This window comes from Geobacillus subterraneus, assembly GCF_001618685.1.
GTDB classification, from domain to species: domain Bacteria; phylum Bacillota; class Bacilli; order Bacillales; family Anoxybacillaceae; genus Geobacillus; species Geobacillus subterraneus.
This window is the reverse complement of the sequence record NZ_CP014342.1, coordinates 1,451,275-1,468,011: the sequence shown is the minus strand read 5'-3', so window position 1 is coordinate 1,468,011 and position 16,737 is coordinate 1,451,275. Positions and strand designations below refer to the sequence as shown.

At 52.6% G+C, this 16,737-nt stretch carries 16 protein-coding genes; 2 read left to right on the top strand and 14 right to left on the bottom strand.

What is annotated here, in order from left to right:
• Nucleotides 1-17: 17 nt before the first annotated feature.
• From GS3922_RS07220 to GS3922_RS07200, 5 genes are all read right to left on the bottom strand, one after another.
• A complete protein-coding gene (locus GS3922_RS07220) occupies nt 18-1,430 on the bottom strand; it encodes a glycoside hydrolase family 1 protein (RefSeq protein WP_063165786.1) in 1,413 nt (470 codons plus the stop codon).
• Nucleotides 1,431-1,455: 25 nt separating this feature from the next.
• On the bottom strand, nt 1,456-2,775 hold the full coding sequence (gene celB, locus GS3922_RS07215; protein ID WP_063165785.1) for a PTS cellobiose transporter subunit IIC: 1,320 nt from the start codon (nt 2,773-2,775) through the stop codon (nt 1,456-1,458).
• 16 nt (nt 2,776-2,791) lie between these two features.
• Complete coding sequence (locus GS3922_RS07210) at nt 2,792-3,124, bottom strand: PTS sugar transporter subunit IIA (RefSeq protein WP_063165784.1); 333 nt, start codon at nt 3,122-3,124, stop codon at nt 2,792-2,794.
• Nucleotide 3,125: 1 nt separating this feature from the next.
• Complete coding sequence (locus GS3922_RS07205; protein WP_063165783.1) at nt 3,126-3,437, bottom strand: PTS sugar transporter subunit IIB; 312 nt, start codon at nt 3,435-3,437, stop codon at nt 3,126-3,128.
• Between the two features lie 274 nt (nt 3,438-3,711).
• A complete protein-coding gene (locus tag GS3922_RS07200) occupies nt 3,712-4,017 on the bottom strand; it encodes a MerR family transcriptional regulator (RefSeq protein WP_063165782.1) in 306 nt (101 codons plus the stop codon).
• Between the two features lie 182 nt (nt 4,018-4,199).
• On the opposite strand from GS3922_RS07200, the gene GS3922_RS07195 reads away from it, so the two are divergent.
• Both GS3922_RS07195 and GS3922_RS18330 read left to right on the top strand, forming a co-directional pair.
• Nucleotides 4,200-4,415, top strand: a complete 216-nt coding sequence (locus tag GS3922_RS07195) for a Fur-regulated basic protein FbpA (RefSeq protein WP_063165781.1) — start codon at nt 4,200-4,202, stop codon at nt 4,413-4,415.
• Nucleotides 4,375-4,509 (top strand): hypothetical protein, encoded by a 135-nt coding sequence (locus tag GS3922_RS18330; protein WP_257722321.1) that lies wholly within the window; start codon nt 4,375-4,377, stop codon nt 4,507-4,509. The genes GS3922_RS07195 and GS3922_RS18330 overlap by 41 nt, the downstream gene beginning before the upstream one ends.
• Before the next feature lie 137 nt (nt 4,510-4,646).
• Here GS3922_RS18330 and GS3922_RS07190 read toward each other — a convergent pair whose 3' ends face one another.
• The 9 genes from GS3922_RS07190 to xylB form a co-directional block, all read right to left on the bottom strand.
• Nucleotides 4,647-5,858, bottom strand: coding sequence for a nitrate/nitrite transporter (locus GS3922_RS07190; protein ID WP_063165780.1), 1,212 nt, complete (start codon nt 5,856-5,858; stop codon nt 4,647-4,649).
• A 192-nt stretch (nt 5,859-6,050) separates the two neighbouring features.
• Complete coding sequence (gene nasC / locus GS3922_RS07185) at nt 6,051-8,192, bottom strand: assimilatory nitrate reductase catalytic subunit NasC (RefSeq protein WP_063167345.1); 2,142 nt, start codon at nt 8,190-8,192, stop codon at nt 6,051-6,053.
• A gap of 17 nt (nt 8,193-8,209) precedes the next feature.
• The gene (nirD, locus tag GS3922_RS07180) at nt 8,210-8,515 is read right to left on the bottom strand and encodes a nitrite reductase small subunit NirD (protein ID WP_063165779.1); all 306 of its coding nucleotides are present in this window, start codon (nt 8,513-8,515) and stop codon (nt 8,210-8,212) included.
• Between the two features lie 195 nt (nt 8,516-8,710).
• A complete protein-coding gene (gene nirB / locus GS3922_RS07175) occupies nt 8,711-11,137 on the bottom strand; it encodes a nitrite reductase large subunit NirB (protein WP_063165778.1) in 2,427 nt (808 codons plus the stop codon).
• Between the two features lie 453 nt (nt 11,138-11,590).
• Nucleotides 11,591-11,992: an acyl-CoA thioesterase gene (locus GS3922_RS07170; protein ID WP_063165777.1), complete on the bottom strand. Its 402-nt coding sequence runs from the start codon at nt 11,990-11,992 to the stop codon at nt 11,591-11,593.
• Nucleotides 11,993-12,163: 171 nt separating this feature from the next.
• The gene (locus GS3922_RS07165) at nt 12,164-13,351 is read right to left on the bottom strand and encodes an iron-containing alcohol dehydrogenase (RefSeq protein WP_063165776.1); all 1,188 of its coding nucleotides are present in this window, start codon (nt 13,349-13,351) and stop codon (nt 12,164-12,166) included.
• Nucleotides 13,352-13,458: 107 nt separating this feature from the next.
• Nucleotides 13,459-14,502, bottom strand: coding sequence for an NAD(P)H-dependent flavin oxidoreductase (locus GS3922_RS07160; protein ID WP_063165775.1), 1,044 nt, complete (start codon nt 14,500-14,502; stop codon nt 13,459-13,461).
• Between the two features lie 305 nt (nt 14,503-14,807).
• The gene (locus GS3922_RS07155) at nt 14,808-15,110 is read right to left on the bottom strand and encodes a hypothetical protein (RefSeq protein ID WP_011231363.1); all 303 of its coding nucleotides are present in this window, start codon (nt 15,108-15,110) and stop codon (nt 14,808-14,810) included.
• Nucleotides 15,111-15,225: 115 nt separating this feature from the next.
• Entirely contained in the window at nt 15,226-16,725 is a 1,500-nt protein-coding gene (gene xylB / locus GS3922_RS07150; protein ID WP_063165774.1) for a xylulokinase, read from the bottom strand.
• Nucleotides 16,726-16,737: the final 12 nt, after the last annotated feature.

The following is a 16,737-nucleotide window of genomic DNA, read 5'->3' as shown; positions in this document are numbered from 1 at the left end:
GACGCCCTTTCCTTCATTCAAAATCCGTTATTTTCTGCAACTGTTTTAAACCAATAGCCGCTTTTTTTGATCGTCCGCTTCAAGCCGTTGTCCAAATCAACCGCAACGAGCCCGTACCGGTTTTTATAAGCGTTGGTCCACGACCAGTTGTCCATAAACGTCCAAAGGTGATAGCCTTTCACATTGACCCCTTCTTCCATCGCGCGATGCACCCATTTTAAATGTTCGCGGATGAAAGCAATTCGGTAATCATCATGAATCATGCCGTTTTCATTACGAAACCGATCTTCCCCTTCGACGCCCATCCCGTTTTCAGAAATAAAGCACTCAATGTTTCCATAGTTTTCTTTGATATTGATTAAAATATCATAAATGCCTTTTTCGTAAATTTCCCAACCGCGATACGGATTCATTTTCCGTCCAGGCATAGCATAATAATCGAAAAATCGCTCCGGCAAAAACGGGGCATCCGGATTGGGGAGATGCTCTTTTGCCTTGACACGGCGCGGTTGATAGTAGTTGATGCCGAGCAAATCAATCGTGTTTTCTTTGATCAACTCACGATCACCGGCTTCCGTTACAGGCAAAAAGTCGTGTTCATCCAACAGTTCAATCAAATCTTGCGGGTATTCTCCTTTCACCGCAGGATCTAGGAAGCTCCGGTTAAACAACAAATCGGCAATATGCGCCGCTTTCACATCAGCGGGGTGCTGGCTGCGCGGGTAAGACGGCGTCAAATTCAAAATGATGCCAATCTGTCCCCCGGGGATAGCCGCCTTGCGGAAGGCGGCAACGGCTTTGGCATGAGCAATCACCGTATGGTAAGCCACTTGTACAGCGCGACGAAAGTCTACGATGTTCGGGTAATGAAAATCATATAAATACCCGCCTTCCACCGGAACGATCGGCTCATTGTGGGTAAACCACTTTTTTACCCGATCCCCGAACAATTCAAAGCAAATGCTTGCATAGCGGGCGTATGCATCCACGACTTCGCGGCTTTCCCAGCCTCCGATATTTTGCATTGCTAACGGCATATCAAAATGGTACAAATTCACAAACGGCTCGATACCACTCGTCAACAGTTCATCAATAACCGTATTGTAAAACCGAACAGCTTCTGGATTGACTTCACCAACTCCATCCGGAATCAAGCGTGACCACGAAATCGAAAACCGGAATGAATTATGCCCGATCTCCTTCATCAAAGCAATATCCTCTTTGTAGCGGTGATAAAAATCTGATGTGGTTGACGGACCGACACCGTTAAAAAAGCGATGTGGCTCCTTCTCATACCAATGGTCCCAAATATTTTTCCCTTTCCCCCCCTCGTTGGCTGCCCCTTCAATTTGTGTTGCAGACGTCGCACTTCCCCACCAAAAACCGGCAGGGAAGCGGTATGTGATTGGCTGCTTCAATTGCTGCTCCATCTAATTCACCTCATTTGCTGCGTAGTTATGATACATTTTTTGTAGAGTCTTGCTCCTCTTCTTTCTCCTTTTGCAAGTTCATCCGGTCAATGAATTTTAAGAACGGGAACCAAATAACAAGCACAATCAAGAAATTGACCAATTGCAACAGCCCGCCAGCTAACGAGTTTGTCGCCATAATACCGTTAATAAAAATCGGTACGGTCCATGGCACCGCTACACCATTTGGAGGCGGCACAAGCCCGGAAGACATCGCCAAATAAGTGACCAGCGTAACGATCATGGGCGCCAAAATCCACGGGACAATGACGAGTGGATTCATCACTACTGGCAGACCGAAAATGATCGGTTCATTGACATTGAAAATTCCGGGTCCGAGCCCAAGCTTAGCTACCTGCTTCATTTGCTTGCTCTTCATAAAGAGCAATATCGCAAAAATGACTGCAAGCGTCATTCCCGTTCCGCCCATCCCGACCGTATAAATTTCAATAAACTGTTTGCTGACGATATGCGGAACCTCTCCTGTTTGTGTGTACGCATTTAAGTTTTCAAGCGACAGTGTGTTCCAAATTGGATCCATCACCGAGTTAATGATGATTTGCCCATGCAGCCCAAAAAACCATAAAATTTGGGCGACAAAAATGGCGATCAATGTTGGAATGATGCCGCTTCCTAATCCGACAAGCGGGGCTTGTACAGCATTGTAAATCACATCGTGCATGTTTGTTTTAAATATTTGTGTTACAATAATGTTGACGACAAGGAAAAAGGTCAGGGTGACCACCGCCGGAATTAATGCCGCAAATGACTTCGCAACCGCCGGTGGAACCCCGGCCGGCATTTTAATCGTAATGTTTTTCTGTACCACTTTCCGGTAAATTTCCCCAGCGATAAATGCGGTCATCATGCCAAGGAACATTCCTTTCGCACCAAGACGATCAAGCGGAATGACACCTTGCACCGCTTCCTTTCCTTCTATTTGGACCACAAACGGCGTCAGCAAAAGAAATGAAGCCAAGGCAATCGCGCCGCCAAAAATTCCTTCAACTTCATAACTTTTCGATAAATAATAGCCAATGCCAAACACAACGAAAATCGTCATCACACCCATCGTGGCATTCGGGGCAACACCGAGCATATCTTTTAACATATTCAGGCTGCTTTCACTCATGATCTTATCTAAAAATGGCAAGTTGGCGATGACAACTGCGATGGAACCGAAAATTGTTAGCGGGAACGCCAACATAAACGCATCACGCAACACTTGCAAATAACGACTGTTATTCAATTTTCCGGCGATCGGAACGAGCACTTTGCTCAATTTCTCAAATAAAGCTCCGTTCATTTGACAGCCCTCCTTTTTATATATTCCGTTCCTTTAACAAAGCAAGCATCTCTTTCACAACCTCTTTCATCGCCAGCGTTGACATGACATGGTCCTCTGCGTGCATAAGAAGCAAGGTGATCTCCGTTGGCTTTCCGCCCGCTTCTTTTTGGATAAGTTGAAAATGGACATCATGTGCGATACCTAACTCTTGTTCCGCTTCTTCGATCAATCGTTCCGCTTCCTCAATTTGACCGGAGCGATATTCACGAATGGCTTGGACAATTTTGCTACGAGCATTGCCGCTATGCAAAATAATGTGAAAAGCAATTTGTTCATTCGTAAGTTGGTGTATGTCCACTTTTTCCATCTTATTTTTCCCCCATTAATTTCAGTGCTTGTTCGTACACTTTTTTTCCATCCGCCATCCCATAGGCAACCATATCAATGACGTCCACTTGAATCCCGTATTTTTGCGCCTCTTTTTGCAACTCTCCTTTTAAAAAGCTCATCTGCGGGCCAATCAACACAACATCAGCTTTTTCCATTTCCTTCTTTGCCTGGTCTTGACCGACCGCCCAAATCTCCGCTTCTTCACCAATCGATTTGACGTATTCCTGCATTTTCGTCACCAATAAGCTCGTTGACATTCCAGCGCTGCACGCTAATAAAATTCGTTTCACAGTTCATTCCTCCCTTTGTATTGAATGAAAAAATGATATCGTTTTCAATATTAATTATATACATTTTAATTTATTTGTCTAGTCATTTAATAAAAAAGATTAATATTTTTAATCAATTCCCCTTTGTACCCGCAAAAAAAACAGCGCGCACTGATCCTTCTGTACGCGCTAAACACCAAATGTTTTTATTACCGGACTTATGGTTTGCTCGTATATGACTAAATGATCCCCTATGTGCTATGCTAGGCGAAGGAGCAGTCAGTTGAATCTTTCCTTACGAACGCAGCCGAAAATGGGCATTCATTTGCCCCTTCAGCATCCGCTCACGCAACTCTTTTGTCATCTCTTGACGAATTTCATACGTGGATACCCCTTCCTCGCGCTGGTCGGCGATTCTCATCAGCTGCTCCACATCCGCAAACGAATATTTGCGAATCCCTTTCGAGCGGTCAGGAAACACGAGTTTCCGTTCCTCATAATAGCGGATTTGACGTGGCGACAATCCGGTCAGTTCACTGACAATGCCGATCGAAATGACTTTTTTCTGTTTATAGTTCTCTTCATGCGGATTCACCGTCATTTCCCTCACCTCTTTATGTTACTTTTTATAACACGATTATACAAAAAATGAATATGGTCCGTTAACTTTTGTAAATAAAATTAACATATTTTTTAAATTTCCTGTAAATGAGCTTAACACACTCGCTGTATACTGAAGAAAACGATGGTATCGTAAAGACAAAAAACACAGGGGGGAAGCGGATGGGAAAATGGATGCGAAGCGCAGTATGGCGGCAAAAACAATTTTACATTCAACAGCTCATGCAAGCCGGCTTGACGGACGGCCGCGAGCGACTCGAACAATGGACGATGGCTGAACTGCGCCGCGAATACGAACGATTCAATCCCGCCTACAGCATGGAAGGAGGAGACCGGTATGGACAAACAAGCGCTCGAGCTGGCAAAGCGCATCATTGAATTGGACTTACAGCGCGACGCCATGTTTGAACAGCTGATCACACTTGTCGGCAGCCAGGCTGATGAGCTGCTTCGCTTTTTGCAAAACCGCTAGCGGCACATTCACCGGCCAGCCGCCCGCAACAAGGAATCGATCTGTTCAACAGAAATACAATCTATGAAATGGCACAATCGTTCATCGCGCATGGATAAAAATGGTGTCCCGATCCTTTTGGGACACCTTCTTTCTTCTTATCCGGATTGTTCGGTCGCTTCTTGCGGGAGACAGACAGCTGCCGTGGCCCGCATGTGCAGACGACGGGCCAACACGACCGCCGCACCAAGCACCAGGGCAAGCATCCAAAACCCGTAAGCATACGAATTCGTCCACTGTTTCATTATTCCGAGCGCGTTCGGCAGCAAAAACCCGCCCAGCCCGCCGGCCGCGCCAACGATGCCGGTCAACAGTCCGATCTCTTTCGGAAATACGGTCGGAATCACTTGAAACAAAGCGCCGTTTGCAGCCCCAAAGCAAAGAAACAGAGCAATCATCAGCCCGAACATCGCAGCAAGCGGCGGGAGCGTGCCGATAGCAACAAGCAAAGCCGCACTAGCGGCAAACAAAAAGACGAGGAGCTTCATCCCGCCGATTCGGTCGGCCAAGTAGCCGCCAAACGGGCGGACGAAACTGCCGGCGAAGACGACCGCCGTGACAAAGTCGCCGGCTCTGACTTTGCTGACGCCGTATTCATCAAAGAAGAACATGCCGAGATAGCTCGTTAACCCGACAAATCCTCCAAACGACAAACTGTAAAAAAAGCAAAACGTCCATGATTCTTTCCTACGAAGCACCGCTTTATACTCCCTTATAGCAACCGGTTTGACTGCCGTCGGGCAGTCGCGCGCCAGCCAAGCGAACAGGAAGAAGACGGTTGCAAGCGGCACGAGCGCCCAGCCAAACACCGCATTCCAGCCGTACACTTCGGCGAGCCGCGGGCCAAACAACGTCGCCAGCACCGTCCCGCTGTTGCCCGCCCCAGCGATCCCCATGACCAATCCTTGATATTCTTTCGGGTACCAACGGCTCGCCAGCGGCAAGGCGACAGCAAAACTGGCGCCACCTACCCCCAATAAAAAACCGAGCGCATACACATCGGTCATCCGATCCGCAAACTGCCACCCCCATACAAGTGGAACAGCTGTTATTACCATGCCGAGCAGACCAGCCCGCTTTCCCCCCCAACGGTCAGCGAGCATTCCCATCGGAATGCGCAGCAGCGCCCCGCCCAACACGGGAATGGCGACCATCAACCCTTTTTCTACAGGCGTGAGCGCAAATTGTTCAGCGGCGAACGCGCCAAGCGCGCCAAGCAAATTCCAGATCATAAAGCTGATATCGAAATAAAGAAACGACGACAACAGCGTCGGAGCATGTCCTGCCCGCCAAAACGACTTCATCTTCATCTTTTTTTGTTCCTCCTTGTCATAGGAGTTCCACTATGGTAAAATTCGTATTGAAAGCGATTTCTCCACCTGCTCTCCGCCGTATGCGTCGGAGAGTTTTTTTGCGACAAACGCCTACGCAACGTTCTTCTGTCTTTTGTTCTGCCCGCCAACCCAAAATGGCTGCTCACTTCCTTTCTTGCTGTTATTTGTCTAGTTTCTCCCTAAATCAACAACCGGCCGCACCCGGGCCGCACAGCGCTTAAACGCCGGCATCCGGCAATAAGGGTCAAGTTCATCGGCCGTTACGTTGTTAATTTGCTGCAAACCGCTCCAATGGAACGGAACAAAAATCGTATCCTCGCGAATTTGGTCGTTGTAACGGCTGCGGACGACCGCCGTGCCGCGCCGTGTTTCAATGCGCACAAGCATGCCCGGGCCGATCCGGTATTGTTTGGCCGTCTTCGGATGGATGTCCATGATTGCCTCCAGCTGCCGGGCCGCCAGCGCCGGGCTGCGCCGCGTCTGCGTTCCGCTCAAGTAATGAGCGAGCACTCGCCCGGTCGTTAAATAAAGCGGATATAATTCATCCGTCTCCTCTTTTTCCGCTCCAGACGGGAGAACAGCAAACCGTGCCCTGCCGTCCGGATGGGCAAACCGTTCGGCAAACAGCCGCGCTGTCCCGGGATGGCTAGGATCCGGGCAAGGCCAATACACACGTTCGCGACGCAGCCGCTCATACGTCACCCCGTAATAATCCGCCTTGCCGCCGCGACTGGCGAGCCGAAGTTCGTTAAAAATGTCTTCAGCCGAGGCGAAGGAGAAGTACTGGCCTTTGCCAAGCTTGTGAGCGATCGCGCATAAAATTTCCCAATCGTGTTTTACTTCCCCTGGCCGTTTCCGCGCTGCCGGCCGCCAGCATACTCGCCCTTCGACGTTCGTCACTGTCCCTTCATCTTCCAAATACGACGAGACAGGCAAAACGAGATCGGCCAGCTCGGCCGTTTCTGACAAAAACAAGTCAGCGACCACAAGAAACTTCAGTTTTTGCAGCGCCTTGGCGACAAATGCGGCGTTCGGACTCGAGACAACCGGGTTCGACCCCATGACAAACAACCCGGTAATCTCTCCGGTGGCGATTTTTTTTATCATTTCATACGCCGACACCCCTTTTCGCGGCAGCTCATCCGGCGAAACGCCCCATACGCTCGCGATATGTTGGCGATGTTCTGGATGTTCAATGCTCCGGTAGCCGGGCAGTTGGTCGGCTTTTTGCCCATGCTCGCGTCCACCTTGCCCATTCCCTTGCCCGGTGATGGAACCAAATCCTGAACCGGGGCGGCCGATTTTCCCTGTGGCCAATACGACATTAATCCAGCTTCTTACAGCCACATACCCGTCGGCTTGCTGTTCAAGGCCACGGGCGGTGAGCACGATCGCTTCGGCCGCCTCCCCGTACTTCCTTGCCGCTAGGCGAATTTTCTCGGCCGGTACATCGGTCACGCGGACGACCTCGTCAATATCTACTGCCGCGATATGCTGTTTCCATTCGGCAAACCCGGCTGTCCGTTCGCGCACGAACGTTTCATCGACATATCCTTCCTCAAGCAGCACTTTTGCTAATCCGTCGGCCAACGCTGCATCGGTTCCTGGTTTCAGCCGCAAATGCAAATCCGCCATCTCCGCTGTCCTCGTTTGCCGCGGATCCACGACAATCATAAAGGCGCCGTTTTTCTTCGCCTCGTAAAAATATGGCATCAATGTCGGCTGGCATTCCGCGACATTAGTGCCCGCTAAAATGATCGTACCAGCAAGCGGGATGTCGGACAGCGGGTTCGTCAAGCCCCGATCAAGCCCAAACGCATCGTTCATCGCCGCGGCAGCCGCCGACATACAAAAGCGGCCGTTGTAGTCAATATGCCGCGTCCCGAGCGCCACGCGGGCGAATTTCCCAAGCAAATATGCCTCTTCATTCGTCAGCGAACCGCCGCCGTAGACGGCAAACGCATCCGCCCCGTCTTCGTTTTGAATGGAATCAATCCGTTCTGCGATCATAGCAAGCGCCTCGTCCCAGCTCACCCGCACAAACCGGCCGTTCACCTTGGCAAGTGGAAACAGAAGCCGCTCCGGGTGGAGAGCATGCTGATGGGCGTGCATCCCTTTTACGCAAAGACGGCCGTGCGATGTTGGGTTATCGGTCGGAATCGCCTTGTAGCGGCGCCGTTCCACAATCCGCTCTTCGACAAGCTGAAGCGTGCATTGGACGCTGCAAAACGGGCACTGCGTAGCCGCGGCCGTTTCCGATGCTCGCTCTTTTTCCTTCGCCCGAAAATAGCGCAACAACTCATTCGTCATCAACACTCACCCATTTCCTATAACTCGACATACAAGTGGCCATCCTCGACGGTGACGCGGTACGTTTTGACACATCCTTCATCCGGCGCCTGCACTTGGCCGTCTTTTAAGCAAACTTTCCAATCGTGAAGCGGACAAAACACGAACTCTCCGCTGACGATGCCTTGTGACAAGTCGCCCCCTTTATGCGGACAGCGGTTTTCAACGGCATATACCCGGTCTTCACCCGTACGAAATAAAGCAAGTTCAAGCGCTCCGATGCGCACACATTTTCCAAGCCGTTTTGGCAGCTGATCGATCCGTCCAATTTCTACTTTTGCCATCGTTTCTTCCTCCCCAAAATAACGTTGATGCACCACCAAAAATGGACAGGGCCGACAACCGTTTTTCGCCGCCGACCGCCGCGTCGGCTTTATGATCTCACACGGCTTACATATTGGCGGCGAAACTTTCCCGTCTAGCCCCGCCTTTTCCTACCGTTTAACATCCAACCAAACCACAACCATCAACCGACCTCTTTATTCCGCCGGAACCGGTTCTTTCTCCGCCATGTCACGGAACAACGTTTGTCGAAGCTCCTCGCTTTCGGCGATTTCCCGCCACGGATCTTTCGTCGCTGCCAGAGCCTGATGGAGCCGCTCGAGCAGCCCGCGGCGCATTTCAACATCAAACAGCACCTCGCGGATATGCTCAAGCCCGACACGCTCAACCCATTTTGACGTTCGCTCTAAATAGTGCGCCGACTCACGGTAATATTGCAAAAAAGCACCGGTCATCTCGATTACTTCTTCTTCCGTCTTGACCGTGCAAAGCAAATCCGCCGCGCGCAAATGGGTGCCGCCGTTGCCGCCGACGTAAATTTCCCAGCCGCCCTCAACGCCGACGATCCCGACGTCTTTAATGCCGGATTCTGCGCAGTTGCGCGGACAGGCGGAAACAGCCATTTTCACTTTATGCGGCGTTTTCAACCGCTCAAACGTTTGCTCCATCCGAATGCCGAGCCCGGTCGAGTCTTGTGTGCCGAAGCGACAGAACTGCTTACCGACGCACGTTTTCACCGTCCGCAGCGCCTTGGCGTATGCATAGCCTGACGGCATGCCGAGCTCGGCCCAAACGCGCGGCAAATCTTCTTTTTTCACCCCAAGCAAATCAATGCGCTGCCCGCCTGTCAACTTGATCATCGGCACGTTGTACTTTTCAGCGACGTCTGCGATTTTCCGCAGCTGCTCTACGGTCGTGACCCCGCCGTACATGCGCGGCACGACAGAGTACGTGCCATCTGCTTGAATGTTAGCGTGCAACCGTTCGTTGACAAACAGCGATTCCACTTCTTCGTTGTACTCGCCCGGATAGAGCATTCCCAAGTAATAGTTGAGCGCCGGTCGGCACTTCGAACAACCTTCCTCGTTTTTCCATTCAAGCACATACATAACTTCTTTCACCGTCGTCAGCCGTTTCTCTTTGATCGCTTTGATCACTTCATCACGGCTTAAGTCCGTGCAGCTGCATACCGTTTCTTTCGTCGCATACCGGCTTGCTTCTGCGCCAAGCATATACTCGAGCAGCTCGGCGACAAGCCCTTTGCAGCCTCCGCACGAACGGGAAGCGTTCGTGCAGTCGCGCACCTCAGCAACCGTTTTTAATCCGTGTTCGGCGATCGCCTGACAAATCGCTCCTTTCGTTACCCCGTTGCAGCCGCAAACGACATCATTGTCGGCCATCGCCGCCACAAGGCTTCCTTTTCCTTCCGTCGAAATCGGCGCAAATAACGAAAGCGAGAGCGATTCGAGCGAATCGCCGCGGTGAATCATATCGAACAGTTTTCTTCCTTCGCTCGTATCGCCAAACAGCACCGCACCAACGATGTTCCCTTCGCGGACGACGACTTTTTTATAAATGCCGCGCGCTTCATCGTACAGTTTGATCGACTCCGTTCCTTCGCCATCCATAAACTCACCGGCCGAGAACACGTCGACGCCCGACACTTTAAGCTGAGTCGAGACGACAGACCCTTCGTACGGCCGCCCTTTCCGGCCGCAAATCGCTTCCGCCAGCACTTTCCCTTGTTCATAAAGCGGAGCGACCAACCCATAGACGACGCCGCGATGTTCGGCACACTCGCCAACCGCGTAAATGTGCGGCACGCTCGTTTCTAAATAGTCGTTAACGACGATCCCCCGATTTACCGCGATTCCGCTTTTCCGCGCTAAATCAACGTTTGGACGGATGCCGACCGCCATGACGACTAAGTCAGCAGCGATTTCCGTTCCGTCTTTGAACCGCACCCCTTCGACACGGCCGTTGCCGAACAGTTCAGCCGTCTCTTTGCAAAGCAAAAAGTTCATTCCCTGTTTCTCGAGTTCCCGTTGCAGCAGCTTCGAAGCGGTCGGATCAAGCTGCCGCTCCATTAAATAATCGAAAATGTGGATGACATCGACTTCCATCCCTAAGTTGAGCAGCCCGCGCGCCGCTTCGAGCCCAAGCAAACCGCCGCCGATGACCGCCGCTTTTTTATACGTTTTCGCATATTCGATCATCCGCTCGCAATCTTTAATATCGCGAAACGCCGTGACCCCCGGCAAATCCGCCCCCGGTATCGGCAAAATAAACGGGTTTGAGCCGGTCGCCAAAATCAATTCATCATATTCGACCGTCCGCCCGCGGTCGGTATGGACAAGCCGCTGCTCGCTGTCAATTTCCGTCACCGTTTCGCCGGCAAACAGCCGAATGCCGTTTTGCTCGTACCATTCCCAACTGTTGAGCGTAATCTCCTCAATGGATGTATTTCCTTGCAGCACCGTAGATAATAAAATCCGGTTGTAGTTCGGATGCGGCTCACTGCCGAAGATGGTCATTTCAAACGCCTCGCGGTCCAATTTTAAAATCTCCTCGATGCAGCGAACCCCTGCCATGCCGTTGCCGACCATCACTAATTTCCGTTTCATGTTCTCATCCCTCCGTCTTCATTGATGTGTCAAGCTAACCAGCTGCTAACTGCGCAGCCATAACCGAATCGTCATCACCAGCAACGTCCATATTCCAACTTCTCTCGTTTGCGAAATCATCGCCGCTCCCCCTTTGCCTTTATTTGTTATGCCCATGATATCACATGAAAACGAGAGATACACCTAGATTGTCAAATAATATAACATATTTTTAACGTTAAAAATGAATGATCGAGCGATAAAACCGAGAAATATACGGATGTAACGCGATTACCTTCTATAGCTCAAGTGAATTTATGTCACTTTTTATTACACGATATTTGCACAAAAAACAGTCTCCAGCTCATCGTCTGGAGACCGTTTCACACTGAAAATGGCTCATAGGGAGACCGCCGGTGGATCGTGAGCCACCTATCAACTTGCCCCTGCAAGTTGCCTCCTTTCGTATCGTTGCTATTCCCCCGGCTGCCAGAGATGTTCATGCAGTTGCGCTCGAATCTCATCGGGAATCGGCTCAGGCCGCCCGGTGTCAAAATTGAAATTGACATACACCGCCCGCCCTTTGGCGCAAACCACCCCATTTTGGTGGATTTCTTCATAAATCGTAAGGCTCGTATTGCCGATGCGTTCAATGCCGGTGTACACCGTCACATCCTGTCCGTAATACATTTGGTTAACATAGTCGACTTCCATGCGGATGATTACCATCCGCCAGCGCCGAAACGACAAATCCGGCGTAAACAGTTTGAAAATTTCATGCCGTCCCGCTTCAAACCAGACTGGAACGGTGGTGTTATTAATATGGCCGACGCCGTCCGTTTCCGACACGCGCGGCGTAATCACCGTTGTAAACATCGCCTGCCATCTCCCTTCACCGTTTCTTTCCATTGATTCGCGCTTCGCCGCGTGGATTCCTGCCTGAGAGAACGTTGGTTTGGCGGATCATGCAGCGCGAAGGCTGGCATGTGGAAGTCATATATCATCCCAACAAACAGGCGCCGTTTGCAGCGCCTGTTTCCCAACGGTTTACACCTTGCCCGGCTCGACGATCGTCCCGGCAAACGCAGCCTCGTAAATCGCGCGGATGTCGGCTTCCAACAGCGGCAGCGGGCTGCGGGCGAGCAGCCGTTTCTGTTGGACGGCATCTTTCGTCAAGCTTTCTAGCGCGCTTTCCGGGATGCCAAATCCACCTAATGTCTTCGGAATGCCGACATCGGCGACAAGCCGTTCCAGTTCCTCAACGCACCGATACGATGCTTCCACTTCGGACAAAAAGCTCGAGTTGCCGCCGAGTGCGTTTAAGATATCAGCCATTCGTTTCGTGCAGCTTTGACGGATGTAACCCATCACATACGGCAAAAGCACGGCGTTCGATTCGCCATGGGCGATATGAAACTGCCCGCCGAGCGGATACGCGAGCGCATGCACGCCGGCCACCCCAGCGTTGAAAAACGCCAAACCGGCCAGGTAACTGCCGTTCGCCATATCCGTGCGCGCCTGTTTGTCCATTCCCTTTTCCACCGCTTTGCGCAATGAGCGGGAAATGAGGCGCATGGCCGCGATCGCCAACCCATCCGATGTCGGGCTCGCGTTGACCGACACGTACGCTTCGACCGCATGGGTGAGCGCATCAATCCCGGTTGCGGCCGTCACCCGCGGCGGAACGGAAACGGTCAGCTGCGGATCGACGATGGCCACATCGGCCAACAAGTAATCGTGCGTCACGACATCTTTTGTCGTTTCTAAGGACAAGACGGAGATGTTCGTCACTTCCGATCCGGTGCCTGATGTCGTCGGAATCAAAATTTTCGGCAGCCCTTTTTTCTCGAGCGCCCGCGTTCCTGTCAAGTTTAGGTAGTCGGCGACCGAACCGTCATGCACCGCCAAAACGGCCGCCAATTTCGCCAAATCCAGCGCGCTGCCGCCGCCGACGCCAATGACAAGATCGAACTCCCCATCGCGGGCAAACGCCACCGCCTTTTCCCCTGTCGCAAGCGGCGGCTCGGGCACAACGTCCGTATATACGTGCACACTGTACCCTTCTTGCCGGAGCGGAGACGTCACTTGCTCAACCAGGCCGATTTTCGCCAATGCCGGATCCGTGATGACTAAAATATGTTTCGCTCCCAACCGCTTCACTTCCGGAACCAAATGCTTAAGCGCCCCCCAGCCGACATGGCTGAGCGGCGGAAACACAATGCGGGCTACGGTCATAGTTTCCTCTCCCCCTTATTCAACATTTTTTATAGGAATAATGGACACCGTGCCGTATTGGAACAAACGACTTCCTGGTTCACCTGCTCGCGGCAACGCAACACAAGCTAAAATGCACGATCTTGCCAAGCCTCCTCCAGCTCCCGCTTCAGTTCCTCGACAAGCTCCACCGCCGGAAGTTCCCGCGCCAGCCGGTATCCTTCTCCAGCCCAAAGCGACATCCGTTCCGGATCGCCCGCCTTAGCGGCGGCAGCGCGCAGCGGCTTCGTCATATGGTGCACGTGCGGATACGCCGCCGGTGCTAGGTCGCGATATTCGGCCATAAAGCGGTTCGCCAGCCCGCGCGCCGGCCGGCCGGTAAACGCCCGTGTCATAGCCGTTTCGGTAAACCTCGGATCGGCAAGCGCTTGCTTATGGAGCGGATGCGCCCCGCTTTCCGGGCAGCGCAAAAACGCCGTCCCGAGCTGCACCGCGCTCGCCCCCGCTTTGAGCGCCGCCGCGATGCCGCGCCCGTCCATGATCCCGCCCGCCGCCACAAGCGGGAGCCGAACCGAAGCGCGCACGTCGGCCAACAACGGGAACAACGCGATTGCCTCATCCTGCTTTGGATCGTTGCGAAACGACGCGCGATGCCCGCCCGCTTCCGCCCCTTGCACACAAAGGGCGTCCGCGCCAGCTTCAGATGCAATGTGGGCCTCTTCCACCGATGTCACCGTCACGATCACAAACGACCCAGCTTTTTGCAAGGCGGCGATCACCGCTTTGTCCGGGCAGCCAAACGTAAAGCTCGCGACCGGCACCTGCTCCTGAAGCAGCACATCCAGTTTCGCTTCCCAATCATCGTCCTCCCATTTCGGCTCGCCGACTGTTGCGCCGAGCCGTTCCGCCTCAGCCGCCAATACGGCGCGATAGCGGCCAAGCGCCTCTCCATCGACCACTTTATCCCCCGGCACAAACACATTCACCCCAAACGGACGGTCGGTGAATGTTCGCAGCTTGTGAATTTCTGTCCTCATCGCTTCCGCTGTCTTGTACCCGCCAGCCAAAAATCCAAGCCCTCCGGCGTTCGACACCGCCGCGGCCAGTTCAGGCGTCGACACCCCGCCTGCCATCGGCGCTTGAATGATCGGGATGGGAAGTGTAGAGAACATACGTATCTCCCTTCTTTCGGCTAAAACCGTTTTGCCCCTCTCCTATTTTTTCGCGCTTCGTGCTCGGATTTCCTCCCCCCTTTGTCGAATCAATCTTTACGCCGACTATGTCTTTTGCACGCTCCATGAACGACAGCTGTCCGGCCAACGCGGCGCGTTTTCAACATCTCACATACATATGGTAAGAACAGGTGTTATCCGTTGTTCAATCAATCGATCGAAACATAAAGCGAACAATACGATCCATGCCTAATCGCTGTCACCTGACGTCCAATAAACAGGCTGTTTGTTCATGATTTGTCCCTTTACTCAATATCCTTTAACAAACGGCTGGCCACTTTGATAAACGTTTTGCCATCCTCAAACGAAAAATAGCGCATGCTGTTTTCATGAACAAGTTCTTCGATTTTTGCCCATGTCTCCGTATCGCGGCGATGGTGGATGCGTTCGAGCTTCTCTACTTCCAGCTTCAAGGCACGAACCACCCACTCCGGTTCATCCGCTAGAAATCGCAAAAACTGTTCTTCTAATTGAGCATTGTAAAACGTCTGATTGTAATACGAGTCAAAGAAATATTGAAGATGTTCGAATTCTTTTCGAATGTCCATGTTTCATCTCCACCTTTCAAGTTCTCCTTTCGACAAACGTGGCGGGTCATCCTGCCTTATTGCTTGATCAAACAAAAAACTCCCCAAACCATCCACTGGTTTAGGGAGTTTATCGTCACGGCCGAAACACCTTTAACCGTTTCGCCAGTTCTTTCGTACGCGGATATACATCGCGATAAATCGCAAACAGCTCTTTGTATTTCGCCGCCGCATCCGGCCGCGGTTCGACGATGGAATCGACTTGTTTGAACGCGTCGGCGCATTCCTTGAGCGAATCAAACCAGCCGACGCCGCAGGCGGCGATCATCGCGGCGCCCAGTCCCGGCCCTTGTTCGTTTTTCAGTTTTTCCACCGGGATGCCGAAAATATCGGCTTGGATTTGCAGCCACTCAGCGCTTTTCGCCCCGCCGCCGATCGAGACGACCGAATCGATCGTTTTGCCGCTCGCTTTGATGATCTCCACCGACTCGTTGAGCGAGAACGTAATGCCTTCGATGACCGCGCGGGCGAAATCCCATTTCGTCTGCGCCGAATCAATGCCGACAAACGACCCGCGAATATCGGCGTCCGCATAAGGCGTCCGCTCGCCGGCCAAATATGGCGTAAACAACAAGCCGTTGGCGCCAATCGGCGACTCGGCAGCGCGCTGGACGATCTCGGCAAACGGCACGTCCTCGGCAAACGTCCGCTTCCACCAGTCAAAGCTGTAGCCCGCCGCCAGCGTCACCCCCATAATATAGTAGGCGTTCGGCTCGGCATGGTTGAAGTAATGCACTCGTCCAGCGAAATCTTTTTCCCCGCTTTGTTCATAGGCAAGCACAACGCCGGATGTGCCGATGCTTGACATCATCTTCCCTTCCGCCAAAATGCCGGCGCCCACCGCGCCGCAAGCGTTGTCCGCCCCGCCGGCGAACACGTTCACCGATGCCGGCAGCCCGGTCTGTTCCGCCACCTCCGGACGCAGCGTCCCGACGAACGCCGTCGCCTCGACAAGCGGCGGGCAAAGCGTGAGATCGACGCCGACCGCCCGGGCGATCGCCTCGCTCCACGTTTTCGTTTTGATATCCAACAGCAGCGTCCCCGCCGCATCCGATACATCCATCGCCATGTGCCCGGTCAAGCGGAAGCGGACATAATCTTTCGGCAACAAAAACACCCGCGCCCGCTCGTACAGCTCGGGTTCATGGTTTTTCACCCACAACAGTTTTGGCAGCGTAAACCCTTCAAGCGCCTCGTTTTTTGCGATCGAAAGCAACGTCTCTCGACCGACTTTCGCTTCAATTTCCCGGCACTCGGCTGTCGTTCGCGTGTCGTTCCATAAAATCGCGTTGCGCACGACGTTCCCGTCGCCATCGAGCAGCACAAGCCCGTGCATTTGCCCAGAAAAACTCAAGCCCACGACCGACTCCGGAGAAATGCCCGCCGTTTCCCAAACGCGGCGCAACGCCGTAATCGTCTTCTCCACCCAATCGTCCGGGCGCTGCTCACTATAGCCGGAATGAGGCTGGTAGAGGGGATAGGACTCGGTCCATTCCCCTTTCACCACGCCGTGTCGGTCGACAAGCAACACTTTGACGGCACTCGTTCCTAAATCGACGCCAATGACATATTCCACGCTCATCCCTCT

Excerpts from the sequence above, each read along its gene's own strand:
- GS3922_RS07210 (WP_063165784.1), bottom strand. The coding sequence starts at position 3,124 with ATGGAAAAAGTGGACATACACCAACTTACGAATGAACAAATTGCTTTT.
- GS3922_RS07170 (WP_063165777.1), bottom strand. The coding sequence starts at position 11,992 with ATGTTTACAACGGTGATTACGCCGCGCGTGTCGGAAACGGACGGCGTC.
- nirD (WP_063165779.1), bottom strand. The coding sequence starts at position 8,515 with ATGGCAAAAGTAGAAATTGGACGGATCGATCAGCTGCCAAAACGGCTT.
- GS3922_RS07200 (WP_063165782.1), bottom strand. The coding sequence starts at position 4,017 with ATGACGGTGAATCCGCATGAAGAGAACTATAAACAGAAAAAAGTCATT.
- GS3922_RS07220 (WP_063165786.1), bottom strand. The coding sequence starts at position 1,430 with ATGGAGCAGCAATTGAAGCAGCCAATCACATACCGCTTCCCTGCCGGT.
- GS3922_RS07155 (WP_011231363.1), bottom strand. The coding sequence starts at position 15,110 with ATGGACATTCGAAAAGAATTCGAACATCTTCAATATTTCTTTGACTCG.
- GS3922_RS07190 (WP_063165780.1), bottom strand. The coding sequence starts at position 5,858 with ATGAAGATGAAGTCGTTTTGGCGGGCAGGACATGCTCCGACGCTGTTG.
- GS3922_RS07195 (WP_063165781.1), top strand. The coding sequence starts at position 4,200 with ATGGGAAAATGGATGCGAAGCGCAGTATGGCGGCAAAAACAATTTTAC.
- GS3922_RS07160 (WP_063165775.1), bottom strand. The coding sequence starts at position 14,502 with ATGTTCTCTACACTTCCCATCCCGATCATTCAAGCGCCGATGGCAGGC.
- GS3922_RS18330 (WP_257722321.1), top strand. The coding sequence starts at position 4,375 with ATGGACAAACAAGCGCTCGAGCTGGCAAAGCGCATCATTGAATTGGAC.
- GS3922_RS07165 (WP_063165776.1), bottom strand. The coding sequence starts at position 13,351 with ATGACCGTAGCCCGCATTGTGTTTCCGCCGCTCAGCCATGTCGGCTGG.
- nasC (WP_063167345.1), bottom strand. The coding sequence starts at position 8,192 with ATGACGAATGAGTTGTTGCGCTATTTTCGGGCGAAGGAAAAAGAGCGA.
- nirB (WP_063165778.1), bottom strand. The coding sequence starts at position 11,137 with ATGAAACGGAAATTAGTGATGGTCGGCAACGGCATGGCAGGGGTTCGC.
- celB (WP_063165785.1), bottom strand. The coding sequence starts at position 2,775 with ATGAACGGAGCTTTATTTGAGAAATTGAGCAAAGTGCTCGTTCCGATC.